Below are 15,343 nucleotides of genomic sequence, written 5' to 3'. Positions count from 1 at the left end.
TAATTTTTATCATAAAATTCCTACGAAATATTTTTTTTTCGACGATCTACAGAATTGATTTTGAAACGTAAACTAAAAATTTATTTTTCTACTCGCGGAAATTACAATTAAGACAACCAAACATGGTAACGCAATATATTTAAACTCGCTTAAAATAACATTAATTCCCCATTCAGATAAAAACTTTTCTACACCAATAGGAGAAACTTTTATAGGCCTAAATGGAAAGAAATATCTTGTATTATCAAAAGGAATAAAAAAACCAACACCTTTACCTCCTGTTGTCATAGCATCTAAAACACCATGAGAAATAGTAGCTAAAAATAAGACTATTGTAAATATCAGCTTTCTAGATTTCCCAAATATGAACGCCAAAATTAGACTCCAAATTAGAGCAAATAAGACAGAATGTGTAAAACCTCTATGGCCAAATGGATCTGCATAGCTAATATTAAAACTGAACGTTAAAACATCTAAATCTGGCAACACAGCAGAACCTATTGCTAAAAATAAAAGTAATTTATTAGATTTTGAATCTAAAACTTTTGCAATTGTAAAGGCTAGAAAACCATGACCAAAAACTGAGGCCATTATTCTTTATTTTTAGAATCAATTATTATGGTTACGGGACCATCATTGAGCAACCTCACTTTCATATCTGCACCAAACACACCAGTTTGTATTGGTTTTTCTAAAGCAAGTTGAAGCGTCTCTTTAAATTTTTCGTAGAGAGGAATGGCAACATCTGGTTTGGCCGCTTTAATATAACTTGGACGATTTCCTTTTTTTGTACTTGCATGCAGTGTAAACTGGCTTACCAAAATAACATCGCCATGAGACGCTTTAAGTGATGTATTCATCACACCATTTTCATCTGGAAAAATACGCAGGTTTATTATTTTATTACAAAGCCAACTGATATCTTCTTGTGTATCTTCATTTACAATACCAAGCAGAACTAAAAGCCCTTTACCTATTTCTGCGACTTTATTACCTTCAATAGTAACACTAGCTTCTGATACTCTTTGAATAACTATTTTCATATTATCTATAATCCTCCACAAATTACATTTTCAATCTCGTAGAACCTAATTTTTAAAATATTCGCTTTTTGAAGTTCACTTTTAACTAGTGATACTTTTTCCATTGGTGTATTAGGCGATATACTTAACTTTACGAAAAACTTAGAGAGTTGTAATGAATCCAAACCCTTAGTTTTCCTATAAATCTCAGACTGTAATGCTTGAGCAGACAATTCCATAAAAGATTCATTTATTACAACTATGTCACAATTTGTGATTTTTACCGACATGAAATAAGGCTCATCTAATCCACATGAAATTAAAAACATTCCTATAACTAATGTAACAATACATTTCATTCGTTATCATAATTATCTGTTCTGTAATGTTCATCTTCGCCTTCTAAAATCTGAACATAACTCTTGTATCTCGAATACGAAATTTCATTAGCTTCTAAAGCATCTTTTACGGCGCATTTTGGCTCGTTAAAGTGAATACAATTGTTAAACTTACAATCTTGTTTTAGAGCAAAAAATTCAGGGAAATAATCACCAACTTCTTCTTTTTCCATATCTACAACACCAAAACCCTTAATACCAGGTGTATCTATAATTTTAGCATCGAAACTTAAATCGAACATTTCTGCAAAAGTAGTGGTATGTTGCCCTTGACTATGTTGCGTAGAAATTGCTTTTGTCTTTAAATCTAAAGATGGTTCTATAGCATTGACTAAAGTAGATTTACCCACACCAGAATGGCCTGCAAACATGCTTACTTTGCCTTCCATAATGGTTTTTACCTTATCTATATTTTTCCCTGTGGCTGCTGAAATACCAATACACTCATAGCCTATTTTTCTGTAGATACTTGCCAGATACTTTACCTCTAACATTGTTTCTTCATCATAAGTATCTACCTTATTAAATAACAAAACGGTGTTAATAGAGTATGCCTCTGCTGTAACTAAAAACCGGTCTATAAAGGTTGTAAATGTTGGTGGATTATCTATAGTGACCAACAAAAACACTTGGTCAATATTAGAAGCAATAATATGGGTTTGCTTAGATAAATTTACAGACTTACGTACAATGTAATTTTTACGTTCTTCAATGCGGTTAATGACACCTGTTTCAGTATTGTTTTTAGTTTCGAGCTGAAACTCTACAACATCGCCTACAGCAATAGGATTTGTACTTTTAATTCCTTCTAACCTAAAACGGCCTTTTATTCTACATTCATAGAATTTTCCATTCATGGTTTTTACGGTGTACCAACTTCCTGTAGATTTATATACTGTTCCTGTCATTACTACAAAGATGGTCATTATTGTTTAATGGAACAAAAAAGGCCGAATAATTAGGTCTACTTTTTATCCTCTAACCGCTTTAATCGGTTCTAAACGATTTCCATCTGCAATAATATTTATAATGTAGATTCCTGATTGGTATTGTGACAAGTCTATCTCAACATTTTTATCTAATTTTTGATGAATTGAATTTTGAATAATTCTTCCAGACATATTTGCTATTGAAATCTCAACGTTATCATAATTTTCATTTAATTGCAATTGAAATATACCGTTAGATGACGGATTTGGAAAGAATTTGTTTTTATTATTTGATTTACTTTCTATATGAGTCTCACATATTCTTATACCTCCACAGCATAATGTTGTACACGTTTGATTTCCATAAGCTATCACTACAACCTCATCAAAACTATCCTCTTCAAGTTTTATATCTAAGTTATGAGTTTTATCTAAAACCACCTCTTTGGTTTTGTAGCCTAAATATGAAATAGATAAGGTATCTCCTTTTTTAGCTTGGAGTTTAAATTCGCCAATACTATCAGTTGCAATGCCTTTGAGAGAACTTTTAATAAAAATGTTAGCGGATTCAAGTGGAATAGAATCATTAGTTACAATTCCTGTAATTGAAATTTGCGCCATGGCTACTAAGTTAAAACAAAGCACAACGGTAAATAAAGTCATTTTTTTCATGGTTATTGGTTTTGGTTCATACCTCAAACTTAGCTTGAAACTCTATTTTTAAAAACCAACAATACGTGAATGCTCCTTTTCAGTGAGTAAACGCTCCTCATAAAAAAGGCTCGCCAATGGCGAGCCTTTATAAATAATCACTAAATTTAATTAGCCGTTTATAATCTTTTCTTGACGGTTAATTGATTCTTGATGCACAGCTTTAAACATGCGTAAAATAAATTCTTCGCTCAAACCTCTTTCTTCACCTTCTAAAACCATTTTACCTAAAATCTCGTTCCAGCGTTTACTTTGTAACACGGCAACATTCTTTTGCTTTTTAAGAGCGCCTATACCTTCAGCAACTTTCATCCGCTTACCTAATAGATCTAAAACCTGGTTATCTACAACATCAATCTGAGCTCTCAAATTATTTAATTCAGAATTATAAGCAGCTTCAGAATCTGTTTCTTTTCTGATTTTTAAATCATTCATAATCTGCACTAAGCTACTTGGCGTCACTTGCTGCGCAGCATCACTCCAAGCATTTTCTGGATCAAAATGTGTTTCAATCATTAAACCATCAAAATTAAGATCTAATGCTGTTTGAGATACATCAAAAATCATATCTCTATTTCCTGTAATATGAGAAGGATCGTTGATTAATGGTAGATCTGGAAACTTGTTTTGAAACTCAATAGCTAATTGCCATTCTGGAATATTTCTATATTTCGTTTTCTCGTACGTTGAGAATCCTCTGTGGATAGCTCCTAAGTTTTTGATACCAGCAGTGTACAATCTCTCAATACCACCTAACCATAAAGATAAATCTGGATTTACCGGATTTTTAACCAATACAATTTTATCAGTACCTTGCAAAGCATCTGCAATTTCTTGCATTATAAATGGACTTACAGTAGAACGTGCACCAATCCATAATAAATCTACGTCGTGCTCTAAAGCTAATTTTACGTGGGCAGCATTGGCAACTTCCGTACAGGTTTTCATTCCTGTTTCTTCCTTTACTTTTTGTAACCATTTTAAACCTAAAACACCAACACCTTCAAAATTTCCTGGTCTTGTTCTTGGTTTCCAAATACCTGCTCTATAATAATTAACGTCTGTATCTTTTAGCTGGTGTGCTATTTTTAATACTTGCTCTTCTGTCTCTGCACTACATGGTCCTGCTATTACTAGTGGATGATCTAATTTCATATCATCCAACCATGTTCTCATTTCTTTCTTGTTTTCCATTTTGCTATTAGTTTTTACTAAGTTTTAATTGCTTTTTTTATCAGGTTTTACTTTTTTAGCCTAATAATCAATTAGTGTTTTTTTAATTATTTAATTCCGTTTAATATGTCTTTTATATAATTTGTAGATTCCATTTCGTTATAAACTGACTCAAAATCATCGTCTTGCATCAATTTTTTAAAGTGGTTTAAATTTGAAATAAACTCCTCTAATGTTTCAATAACATTAGCCTTATTCTGCTGAAAAATTGGTGTCCACATGGCTGGCGAACTTTTTGCCAAACGTACTGTGCTTTCAAACCCACTGCCAGCCATATCAAAAATATCGCGTTCGTTTTTCTCTTTATCAATAACTGTTTTACCAAGCATAAAGGCACTTATGTGAGATAAATGAGAGACGTAAGCAATATGTTTATCGTGTGCTTTAGGATTCATATAGCGTATTCTCATACCTAAATCTAAAAACAACTTTAATGCTTTTTCTTGAAGCTTAAACGCGGTGTCTTCAACCTCACAAATAATATTCGTTTTGTTTTTATACAAGCCATGCAGTGCTGCTTTTGGACCAGAATGCTCTGTACCAGCAATAGGATGCACTGCTAGATAATTTCTTCTTTTCGGATGGTTTTTTACTTTAGCACAAATATCTTCTTTGGTAGATCCGACATCAAACACAATAGCGTTATCAGAGACATGATCTAACACTTTTGGTAAAACATTAATAGCTGCATCAACTGGTATTGATAATATTACCAAATCGGCATGCTGCAAATCTTCAAATTGAGCCGTTTTATCAATTACTTTAAGTGCCATTGCTTCTTCTAAATGCGCTTCACTTTTGTCAATTCCGTATATGGTACTTTCGGGATTCAATTTCTTGATATCCAAAGCAAAGCTTCCGCCAATTAACCCGACTCCTATGATAAAAATATTATTCATTTTAACTAAACTCTTGCTATTGCTTCTTTAATAATCTCTTCTGATGCACACAGTGAAAAACGCACATAGCCTTCCCCATTACTTCCAAAAACTGTTCCTGGTGTAATAAATATAGAATGCTCTTTTAATACCATATCTGTAAATTCTTCGGACTTATAATGAGGTGGTAATTTTGCCCAAACAAATAAGCCTGTGGCATCTTTATCATAGGTACAATTAAGATTATCTGCTAATTCCCATATTAAATCTCGTCGTGTTTGGTACACACTATTTAAACTTTGAAACCACATATCTGAACACTTTAACGCTTCAATAGCTCCTTTTTGAATGCCATAAAACATACCAGAGTCCATATTGCTTTTTACACGTAACACAGCGCTTACAAAATCGTAGTTACCAGCTAGCATACCAACACGCCAACCTGCCATATTAAAGGTTTTACTCAATGAATTTAACTCTAAACAAACATTTTTGGCGTCCTTGTATCTTAAAATACTAATTGGTTTTTCATTTAAAATAAAACTGTAGGGATTGTCGTTTACAATTAAAATATCGTGTCGTTTACCAAAGGCAATGACCTTATCATAAAATTTATTATCTGCATTACTACCTGTTGGCATATGAGGATAATTAATCCACATTATTTTTACACGTTTTAAATCTAAACGCTCTAACGCACTAAAATCTGGTTGCCAATTATTCTTTTCAGTTAAGTCATAAAAAACGGGCTTTGCCTCTAATAATTTAGTTACTGCAGCATAGGTTGGATAACCTGGATTAGGCACTAAAACTTTATCTCCTTTGTTTAAAAAAGCCATAGAGATATGCATAATACCTTCCTTGCTTCCCATTAATGGTAAAACTTCGGTTTGTGCACTTAAATCTACCTTGTATTGTTTTTTATAAAAATTCGCAATTTCCTGACGCAATTCTGGCAAACCTTGATAGCTTTGATATTGATGCGCTTTTTCATCTGCTAAACTATCTTGAAGCGTCATAGATGCTTTAAATGGCGGTTCTAAATCTGGACTACCAATTGCTAAACTAATAATTGGTTTTCCCTGTGCTTTTAAAAGCGCAACTTCCCTCAACTTTTTAGAAAAGTAGTATTCTTCTACATTTTGTAAACGTTTTGCAACTTCTATCATCGTCTTGCGTTTTTATATTCTCCTAAAGTTTTAAAATTTTCTGCCATCAATTTTAAAATAGAAACGGCTTTTTCATAGTCTGTATACACATCAAATGTAACGTCTACAAAAAAGGCATATTTCCAAGGTGTTTCAATTTTAGGTAACGACTGTATTTTTGTAAGGTTCAATTTGCAATCACTTAGAACATTTAATATTGTAGCTAAACTCCCTCTTTTGTGATCTAATTCAAATTTTAAAGATGCTTTATTTATAACAGTTGTAGCCTTTTGCTCATCCTCTCGTCTAACAATTACAAACCGTGTTTCGTTATGTTTTATAGTTTGAATACTTTCTGCTAATAAGTTAATACCATATAATTCAGCAGCGTTTTTACTCGCAATAGCTGCAATTCCTTTTATATTTTGTTCCGAAATCTGCTTGGCAACATCTGCTGTATCTTTAGCTTCTACCAATTTAATATGCGGATACGTTCTAAAAAATGCCTTGCATTGCAATAATGCCATTGGGTGAGAATGTACTTCCTTTATATCTTCTATTGTTTGACCATTTAAAGCCATTAAACAATGTTCTATACCCAAATAATATTCACCAACAATACTTAAGTTATGACTATCAATAAGCGCATAATTAGGAATTATTGAACCTGCAATAGAATTTTCTAATGCCATTACAACCTCATCAGTTTTCTTTTCTAATAATGAGTCTACAACACTATCAAAAGACATGCATTCTACTACTTCAGAATCTACATTAAAATAATTCTGAACCACCAAATGATGAAATGATCCCTTTATTCCTTGTATGGCAATTGGCTTTTTCAAATTTTATAATCTTAATTGTTTTTAAATCTCGAATCAATTCAAAATACAATCATTGTTAATGGTTAAACAAAAAAAAGTCTCGATTAAATCGAGACTTTATAATTTATATTTAAATAATACATATTCAGTCTCGTTCCTTTAGCTAAAAAAGAAATAAAACCAGTTATAATATGCTTTAGATATGTTCATTATTGTAATTATATCGCTAATGTAATTATTATTTTTACAAATCAAAATAGTTGAATTGATTTTTTAAAGAATATTTTAAAATTTTAAAGAATTGTCAAAAAAAGTGGTTCAATATTCTGATTTACCTATTTTTGAACAAAACTCTTCTAACATGGCTATTGAAGTTCAAAACATTACAAAAATATACAAAGATCAAAAGGCACTTAACGACGTGTCCTTTAAAGTAAAAGATGCTGAGATTGTTGGTTTTTTAGGTCCAAATGGTGCTGGAAAATCTACGATGATGAAAATCTTAACAACTTACGTTGATGCCTCTGAAGGGTCTGCTATAGTCAATGGTTTTGATGTCGCTTCCGATAAAAAAAATGTACAAAGTAGTGTTGGTTATTTACCAGAGCACAATCCGCTTTACACAGATTTGTATGTAAAAGAGTATTTAAATTTTAATGCTAATGTTTATGGCACGCCAAAATCTCGTATTGAAGAAGTAATAGAATTAACAGGCTTAACACCTGAAGCTCACAAAAAAATTAATCAACTTTCTAAAGGGTATAGACAACGTGTTGGTTTAGCTAATGCTATGTTGCACAATCCTGAGGTTTTAATATTAGATGAACCAACCACAGGTTTAGACCCAAATCAATTAGTTGATATTAGAAATCTTATTAAAACTATTGGTAAAGAAAAAACGGTTTTTCTATCTACACACATTATGCAAGAGGTTGAAGCTATGTGCGACCGTGTAATCATAATTAACAAAGGAGAAGTAGTTGCCGATAAATATTTAAAAGATTTAAGAGCTGGACAAGAACAAATTGTTATCGTTGAGTTTGACTACAGAGTTGAAGATGCTTTTCTTTTAAAATTACCAAAAGTCGTTACTGTAAAAAACACGCATAGTTTTGTATATGAAATTACTTTCTCTACTAAAGAAGATATGCGTTCTCATGTTTTTGATTTTGCACATGACAACGAATTGAAGATTTTACAACTGAATCAGAAAAACGCTAGTTTAGAAAGCTTGTTTAGAGAAATGACTAGCTAATTAAATGTGCTTGGTCTTATTGGTAATAATTTAGCTAAAGGCACTTCATAATATGGTGCTCCTTTGTTTTGTTTTACAGGAAAATTTAAAATCTCTGATCGTTTTATAGAACCTAAAATTTGAATTTCATTAGGCTCAACGGTTTCATTGTATTTTACTCCAATATAAATGTCTTTTGGCTGATCTCTAACATCATGAATTTTTGGCATTAGGTATTTAAAGTAGTTTTTAGTTGCCGATTTTATTTCAACCTTTTTAGAATTGATGATCATATCGCAATCATCAATAATACCTGAATCATCAAGTCCTTTTGCTAACTTGTCTATTCTAAATTTTTCTGCGAACCATTTGCTTGCTAACATTTCGCAAACAATTCCTCGCCAAGCTTCAACATTTTTATAGCGCCAACTGCCTGCTTTTATTTTCTTAAAAGCTTCTATTTGCTGTTTCGCAAATTCCTTGTCCTTTTCTGTTACTTGTATTTTTATCATAGATAGAACGCTAAAAAAATGTATAAAATACTCTAATCCATTTACTAAACCTTATCGCTCATTTTAATAATGGTTCTTGCAATGGCTTCCGCCATTTTTGGAGGCACTGAATTTCCTACTTGTTGTTGTTGCGATATTCTTGTGCCTTTAAAAACAAAATCGTCTGGGAAAGACTGCAGTTTAGCAAGCTCTCTAACGGTTAATGCTCTATTTTGATCGTAATGAAAGATTTTACGCATATCACCAGTGACACAAACCGAAGGTTTATCACTAGCATATTTAATGTATTTTCTAATATCACCAGACTTAGGTCTAATATGTTCTGGTATTTCATTGCGATCACCTCCATCAGTAACATAACTCATTTTAGTGAGCATTTGTTCTGAATGTGACATCGCAATGTGATTTGGTACTTTAGATGATTCCTCACCAGAAGCCAATTTAGGATATACGGATAGTGCTTCTTTTACCGAAATATATGTTTCTACTTCTGCAGGCGGAAATTGAATGTCTTGCTTTTTTATTGAACCAATAAAAATAACTCGGTTTCTAACCTGTGGCACGCCATAATCTGCAGAATTAAGAATCTTACAATCTACAGTGTAACCTAATTTTTCAAAATCATTGATAATCTCTTCTCTAATAGTTCCTTTATTATAGGTGTATAATCTTGCGACGTTTTCCATCACAAAGAACTTTGGCTTTACGACTTTAACAACTCTAACAAACTCTTTGAATAATCTATTTCTAGGATCATCTATAAACTTTCGACCGATATTACCTGCCATGCTAAAGCCTTGACAAGGTGGTCCACCTATAATGACATCAATATCATTGTCCTCTTTAAGGTATTCTATTTCAGCATTAGACACTTCACAAATATCTTTTTCTATGAGTTGATGATCTGCAAAATTATGCTTGTAGGTTTTACAAAAATTAGGTTCTATATCAACTGAAAAAACATTCTGAAAACCCAAATTATCAAAGCCTAGAGAGAATCCTCCTGCTCCAGAAAATAAGTCAATATATTTTAAATTCTTCTTCATAAATCTATTTCAGACTATTCCGTTTTGATAAAGTTTGAATAAAAGCAAATTAATAATTTGTGCCTCTTTAAGCAAATTTAAGGGAAAATGATTCAATTAAAAATTAGCTCGCCCGTGTATATCTGTTCTACATCTATATTTGGTGGTTGGTTTACAGAAATTAAATCTCCTGTTCCTAATAGTTGACCTGACAACGATTGTTGCGGATTTACAACCATATCATTACTACCACGATGATATACTGAAACATTTTCTGCAATTAGGTTTTCCCCTTCAACGCGTCCTACTCCAGAATAAAAACCAACAGATAAATTTTGTACTGCACCTTCAAGATAAAAGAATGAAATATTATTAGATACAATGTTTAAACTATTTGAGTTGACGTTTAATCTAAAATCACCTACTGTAAACTCACTACCTTCATTAAAATCTTCAGAAAATAATGATAGCGTACTATAATTAAGGACTCCGTTAGAAGAGATTTCATATTGTGAAGATGTTCTTATTTCATTGAGATTAGGGGCATCTACGTAAATTTTTGTGATACCATATTCTCTCACAAAATTACAGGAGTTATTATCGCTTAATACTAATTGATTCGCTATAACCTCAACGTTTATATCATTTAATAAATTCTCACCAGTTTCTATAATTACTTTATATTCTGAAGCCTCAGTAATAACTAATTCAATATTTCTGTTTACTAAAATGCGTTCAAAATTTGATACTAAAATTTCTTCTTGAACAATAGTGCCAGTCGTTTGAAAACAATCATTACCATCTTCACTATTACAAGCAAAAAGTGTAAAAAGAAATATGTAAACTATTTTTTTCATAATTAAAGTCTAACGCCTAGTCCTAATTCTACAGCCTCAGCCTTAGCTCCATGTGATTTTAAGGTTACAGCGCCAAATAATTTTTTACCAAAATAGCGCTTTAAACCTACTCTGATATATGATCGTCCTTCAAAATCGTAAGGATAATACACATAGTAGCCTAATTGGGAAATAACAGAGAGCTTATTTATAAATAATTCATGACCGAGAAAGACACCTACACGCTTATAATCTTCATCTCCAGAGATATTATCTTCTGGAAACGCTATGGATTTATAATATATTAATTCTTTTAAAAAATTAGAGAAAAAGACATCTGTACCAAACTGTATTGCACTTATGTGGCTTAATCTTTTATCTGCATAACCAGAAAATATGTAAAACGGATATTGTTTAGTATCTATAACATCACTCTGATTTATGCCAGATCTAAATGCAAAATTAAATTTTACTTTTTCACTGAATTTATCAGTATCCAAATCCTTTATAAATTCTGGTTCTTCTGTATCAAGATTATAGGTTATACCTGCATTAAAAACAGTAGTGTTAACACTAGTATTTGGCGCTTTTGTATTGGCATTAGAATAATGCGTTAAGGACAAGCCTACCTGTAAACCAAAACGATTAAAAATTCGCTCTTTTTTGTAATTAAGCATTAAATAAGTCGCACTTAATACATCTGAGCCAAATGCAATATTTTTTGGATTTTGATACTTATCATAAGGATTAGTGCTATACGCTAAACCTTGAGCTATCCGTAACATTACATTACGTTTAAAAAAGTAAAAATTATAATGAGCGTATAAGGCGTAATTGTTGCCTAAAACTTCATTTTTAAAATCTTGATATGAAAAAGAAACACCATAGTCTGGATAGCCATAACGTTGTTCCCAATCTTGGTTACCAAATGTTTTCTTGTTCCAACTAAAGATAAAACCTTCTGGATGGCCTTTTATTAAATGTAGAATATCGTTGTTGTGAAGGGCAATATTGCCTCCAAAATAATTGAAATCTATATATGTGTTGTTTGCTTCTTGTTGGGCACTCAACACTAAAGATGAGAGTATAACAAATGAAACAATTAGTTTTTGCATTGGTAATTATTGATGAGTAAAAATAATCAATAATTACAATTAATTGCACTTAGACAAAAGAAGTCTATTTTACAAAATAGGCTACAATTAAAGATACAACTGCTAACATTAAAATTTGAACAAAAAATTTAAATTCTTTATTGTTTTTTCTAAGCAATCTCATTTTTTTGGGGTTTTAATTATGATGCAAATTACTTACTATAAAATGACTTCATTGTTAAGTAAAATCAATCAAATTGTTATTAAAAGTTAGTCATCAAAAAGTGTGGATGACAAATAACGATCACCTCTATCACAAACAATAGCAACAACAATACCTTCATCTATTGTTTCTATCAACTTTAAAGCTGTTGCCACAGAACCTCCACTACTCATACCTGCAAAAATGCCTTCTTCTTTGGCGAGTCTTTTCGTAGTAGCTTTTGCAATTTGTTCACTAACTTCTATAACCCGATCTACTTTAGATTTATTAAAAATACTAGGCACATATTCTGGAGACCATTTTCTTATTCCAGGAATTCGAGATCCATCTTCTGGCTGAGCACCAATAATCTGAATATCCTTGTTCTGTTCTTTTAAAAATGTAGAGGTTCCCATAATCGTTCCTGTCGTTCCCATAGCAGAGACAAAATGAGTTATTTTACCGTCAGTGTCTCTCCAAATTTCTGGTCCTGTGGTTTTATAATGTGCCATCCAGTTGTCATTATTTTCAAATTGATTAAGCAAAGTATAACCTTCGTTATCTCTCATATTAAATGCAACATCTCTTGAGCCTTCAATACCTAAATCTGCTGACGTTAAAATTACTTCTGCGCCATAAGCTCGGATTGTTTTTACTCGCTCTTCTGTTGAATTCTCTGGCATTACCAATGACATTTTTAAACCAAAAGATTGTGCAACATAAGCTAAAGCAATCCCAGTATTACCGCTTGTAGCCTCGACTAAACGATCACCTTTTTTAATATCTCCTCTTTTTATGGCCTCAGATATCATATTATATGCTGGTCTATCTTTTACGCTTCCTCCAGGATTATTTCCTTCTAACTTTAAAAGTAATTTTACATTGGGTTTAGCCACTAAATTAATAGTCTCAACTAAAGGTGTATTACCTATTTGGTTTAAAATGCTCATTACTTTTATTTATTAGAAATTCGTATATCTGATTTGTAGGTCACTAATGATTCTTCCGGAATAGATTGCGTAATCCAAACGTTGGCACCTATCGTACTATTTTTCCCAATTACCACGTCGCCACCTAAAATTGTTGCGTTTGCATAAATGGTAACATTATCCATGATTGTAGGATGTCGTTTTTCGCCTTTCATTTCTTTTTCAACCTTAATTCCTCCTAACGTTACACCTTGATAAATAATAACATTATTGTGAATTATTGCAGTCTCACCAATAACAACACCTGTAGCATGATCAATAAAAAAGGATGTCCCTATTTTAGCTCCTGGATGAATATCTGTACCTGTAACACCATGTGCATACTCGCTAATCATTCTAGGTAAAATAGGAATATTTAGATGCCATAACACATGGCTAATTCTATACATTGTGATGGCATAAAATCCAGGATATGCTAAGTAAATTTCTCTTAAACTTTTTGCTGCTGGATCATTATTAAAAGCAGCTTCCGCATCTAACCTTAAAATTGGTCTTAATGTTTTTAGCCCTTCCTTAAACTGTGCCCATTTAGTATCGCAAACACCACATTGCAGTCCCTTAGAAATTTCAAAAAAAGAAGCTTTTAATAACTCTAATTGTTCATCTTCATCAACCGAAGTTTCTACAACACAATAGAATAATGCCTTAGCTAATTCCTCAACCTGTTCTTTAAAACCATTTGGTATATGCATAGAAACATCCATACTTTATAATCTTGAATTTAATAAGTTTTGCTAACTCTGTCGCTATCTAGCAACATACATTACTGTACAAAATTTAGTTTTATCTGATTCATCATTAATGTAATGCCGTAAAACTAAAAAAGCCAGTTATTCACTTAGATATGACAACTGGCAAATTTAAATTAATTTATATGAACTTAAACGTCTGGAGCCAATTCTATTTCTAACTCATTTAGAGCTTCGGTAATAGGAATTTGACAACTTAGTCTGCTGTTTTCTTTTACATTAAATGCCTCAGATAACATGGCATCTTCTTCATCTTCCATAGCATTTATATCATTATCTGAATTGACGTAACACTGACATGATGCGCACATTGCCATTCCGCCACAGACACCAATAGTTCCTTCTGGTGCTAACTCATAAGACCTAACAACTTCCATGAGATTCATGGCCATATCTGTTGGTGCTAAAACGGTATGTTTTTCGCCTTTCCTATCTGTAATATGAATCGTTACATCTTGCATTACACTATGGCTTTCACAACCGCTTTAGGCGATTCCTTTCTTGTTCCATCAAAACCATTTATTCCGCTTACTGTAGTGTATTTAAGGACAAATTTCTTTCCAGGATTCAACAGCTTATAAGCCGATTGGCACATTAAAGTTGCTTCATGAAAACCACATAGAATTAACTTTAGTTTTCCTTCATATGTATTTACATCACCAATAGCATATATACCAGGAATGTTCGTTTGGTAATCTAAAGTGTCTACTTTTATGGCATTTTTTTCTATCTCAAGTCCCCAATCTCCTATTGGACCTAATTTAGGAGACAACCCAAATAATGGAATAAATTCATCTGCTTCTAAAAATTCTGTTTCGCCATCTTTAGTTACAGAGACACCAGTTAAATAATCCTCTCCATGTAAATCTGTAATTTCTGCTGGTGTGATTAAATTTATTTTATTTAGCAATTTTAATTCTTGTACTTTTTCTACAGAATCTAATGCACCTCTAAACTCATTTCGTCTATGAACTAAAGTAACTTCTGATGCAACGTCTGCTAAAAATATACTCCAATCTAAAGCAGAATCACCTCCACCTGCAATGACTACTTTTTTATCACGATACACTTCTGGATCTTTAATGAAATAAGCAACACCTTTATCTTCGTATTTTTCAATGCCTTCTAACTTAGGTTTTCTCGGCTCAAAACTACCTAATCCACCTGCAATAGCAATAATTGGCGCATGGTGTTGTGTACCTTTATTCGTTGTTACTATAAAACTACCATCCTCTTGCTTATCAATAGTTTCTGCTCGTTCTCCCAAGGTAAAACCTGGTTGAAATTGTTTTCCTTGCTCTAATAAATTTGAAGTTAAATCACCAGCCAATATCTCTGGAAATCCAGGTATATCATAAATTGGTTTTTTGGGATATAATTCAGAACATTGACCACCAGGTTGTGGTAATGCATCAATTAAATGGCACTTTAATTTTAACAAACCGGCTTCAAATACTGTAAATAAACCTGTTGGTCCTGCTCCTATTATTAGTATATCTGTTTTAATCATAATCTTTTTTTTTTCGACTAATTCTTTTCGAATTTGTTTATTCTTTATG

General features: G+C 32.2%; 18 protein-coding genes. 1 reads left to right on the top strand and 17 read right to left on the bottom strand.

From position 1 onward, the window contains the following. Positions 1-72 precede the first annotated feature (72 nt). From ACJBCC_RS00560 to ACJBCC_RS00520, 9 genes are all read right to left on the bottom strand, one after another. Positions 73-591, bottom strand: a complete 519-nt coding sequence (locus ACJBCC_RS00560; protein ID WP_299098949.1) for a metal-dependent hydrolase — start codon at positions 589-591, stop codon at positions 73-75. Continuing rightward, positions 591-1,043 carry a D-aminoacyl-tRNA deacylase gene (gene dtd / locus ACJBCC_RS00555; protein WP_299098947.1) on the bottom strand — a complete coding sequence of 151 codons (453 nt, stop codon included), beginning with the start codon at positions 1,041-1,043 and terminating at the stop codon, positions 591-593. Before dtd ends, ACJBCC_RS00560 begins: the two co-directional genes overlap by 1 nt. A 5-nt stretch (positions 1,044-1,048) precedes the next feature. Then, positions 1,049-1,381 carry a hypothetical protein gene (locus ACJBCC_RS00550; RefSeq protein ID WP_299098945.1) on the bottom strand — a complete coding sequence of 111 codons (333 nt, stop codon included), beginning with the start codon at positions 1,379-1,381 and terminating at the stop codon, positions 1,049-1,051. After that, positions 1,378-2,328 carry a ribosome small subunit-dependent GTPase A gene (rsgA, locus tag ACJBCC_RS00545; RefSeq protein WP_299099678.1) on the bottom strand — a complete coding sequence of 317 codons (951 nt, stop codon included), beginning with the start codon at positions 2,326-2,328 and terminating at the stop codon, positions 1,378-1,380. The genes ACJBCC_RS00550 and rsgA overlap by 4 nt, the downstream gene beginning before the upstream one ends. A 63-nt stretch (positions 2,329-2,391) precedes the next feature. Further along, complete coding sequence (locus ACJBCC_RS00540) at positions 2,392-3,021, bottom strand: carboxypeptidase-like regulatory domain-containing protein (RefSeq protein WP_299098943.1); 630 nt, start codon at positions 3,019-3,021, stop codon at positions 2,392-2,394. Between the two features lie 150 nt (positions 3,022-3,171). Beyond that, positions 3,172-4,254 carry a chorismate mutase gene (locus ACJBCC_RS00535; RefSeq protein ID WP_407556114.1) on the bottom strand — a complete coding sequence of 361 codons (1,083 nt, stop codon included), beginning with the start codon at positions 4,252-4,254 and terminating at the stop codon, positions 3,172-3,174. Positions 4,255-4,340: 86 nt separating this feature from the next. After that, on the bottom strand, positions 4,341-5,192 hold the full coding sequence (locus ACJBCC_RS00530) for a prephenate dehydrogenase (RefSeq protein WP_299098939.1): 852 nt from the start codon (positions 5,190-5,192) through the stop codon (positions 4,341-4,343). A gap of 5 nt (positions 5,193-5,197) precedes the next feature. Next, entirely contained in the window at positions 5,198-6,340 is a 1,143-nt protein-coding gene (locus tag ACJBCC_RS00525) for a pyridoxal phosphate-dependent aminotransferase (protein WP_299098937.1), read from the bottom strand. Further along, entirely contained in the window at positions 6,337-7,164 is an 828-nt protein-coding gene (locus tag ACJBCC_RS00520) for a prephenate dehydratase (RefSeq protein ID WP_299098936.1), read from the bottom strand. Before ACJBCC_RS00520 ends, ACJBCC_RS00525 begins: the two co-directional genes overlap by 4 nt. A gap of 340 nt (positions 7,165-7,504) precedes the next feature. Between ACJBCC_RS00520 and gldA the strand changes: the two genes are divergently transcribed. Beyond that, positions 7,505-8,398, top strand: a complete 894-nt coding sequence (gene gldA, locus ACJBCC_RS00515) for a gliding motility-associated ABC transporter ATP-binding subunit GldA (protein ID WP_299099676.1) — start codon at positions 7,505-7,507, stop codon at positions 8,396-8,398. On the opposite strand, the gene ACJBCC_RS00510 is transcribed toward gldA, so the two are convergent. The 8 genes from ACJBCC_RS00510 to ACJBCC_RS00475 all read right to left on the bottom strand — a co-directional run bounded on the left by ACJBCC_RS00510 (position 8,395) and on the right by ACJBCC_RS00475 (position 15,294). After that, complete coding sequence (locus tag ACJBCC_RS00510; protein WP_299098934.1) at positions 8,395-8,889, bottom strand: hypothetical protein; 495 nt, start codon at positions 8,887-8,889, stop codon at positions 8,395-8,397. The two genes, gldA and ACJBCC_RS00510, sit on opposite strands and share 4 nt — an antisense overlap. 44 nt (positions 8,890-8,933) lie before the next feature. Continuing rightward, positions 8,934-9,935, bottom strand: a complete 1,002-nt coding sequence (locus tag ACJBCC_RS00505) for a DNA cytosine methyltransferase (RefSeq protein ID WP_299098932.1) — start codon at positions 9,933-9,935, stop codon at positions 8,934-8,936. A 92-nt stretch (positions 9,936-10,027) separates the two neighbouring features. Next, the gene (locus ACJBCC_RS00500) at positions 10,028-10,771 is read right to left on the bottom strand and encodes a head GIN domain-containing protein (RefSeq protein WP_299098930.1); all 744 of its coding nucleotides are present in this window, start codon (positions 10,769-10,771) and stop codon (positions 10,028-10,030) included. 2 nt (positions 10,772-10,773) lie between these two features. After that, positions 10,774-11,865 (bottom strand): acyloxyacyl hydrolase, encoded by a 1,092-nt coding sequence (locus tag ACJBCC_RS00495; protein ID WP_299098928.1) that lies wholly within the window; start codon positions 11,863-11,865, stop codon positions 10,774-10,776. 249 nt (positions 11,866-12,114) lie between these two features. Beyond that, entirely contained in the window at positions 12,115-12,996 is an 882-nt protein-coding gene (gene cysM / locus ACJBCC_RS00490; protein ID WP_407556113.1) for a cysteine synthase CysM, read from the bottom strand. 5 nt (positions 12,997-13,001) lie between these two features. Next, positions 13,002-13,739, bottom strand: a complete 738-nt coding sequence (epsC, locus tag ACJBCC_RS00485; protein ID WP_299098924.1) for a serine O-acetyltransferase EpsC — start codon at positions 13,737-13,739, stop codon at positions 13,002-13,004. Positions 13,740-13,915: 176 nt separating this feature from the next. After that, the gene (locus ACJBCC_RS00480; RefSeq protein ID WP_407556112.1) at positions 13,916-14,245 is read right to left on the bottom strand and encodes a ferredoxin; all 330 of its coding nucleotides are present in this window, start codon (positions 14,243-14,245) and stop codon (positions 13,916-13,918) included. Beyond that, the gene (locus ACJBCC_RS00475; RefSeq protein ID WP_407556111.1) at positions 14,245-15,294 is read right to left on the bottom strand and encodes an NAD(P)/FAD-dependent oxidoreductase; all 1,050 of its coding nucleotides are present in this window, start codon (positions 15,292-15,294) and stop codon (positions 14,245-14,247) included. Before ACJBCC_RS00475 ends, ACJBCC_RS00480 begins: the two co-directional genes overlap by 1 nt. Positions 15,295-15,343 lie beyond the last annotated feature (49 nt).

This window comes from Winogradskyella sp. 4-2091 (genome assembly GCF_045765065.1).
GTDB lineage: Bacteria > Bacteroidota > Bacteroidia > Flavobacteriales > Flavobacteriaceae > Winogradskyella.
This window is presented reverse-complemented; position numbering and strand designations above follow the sequence as displayed.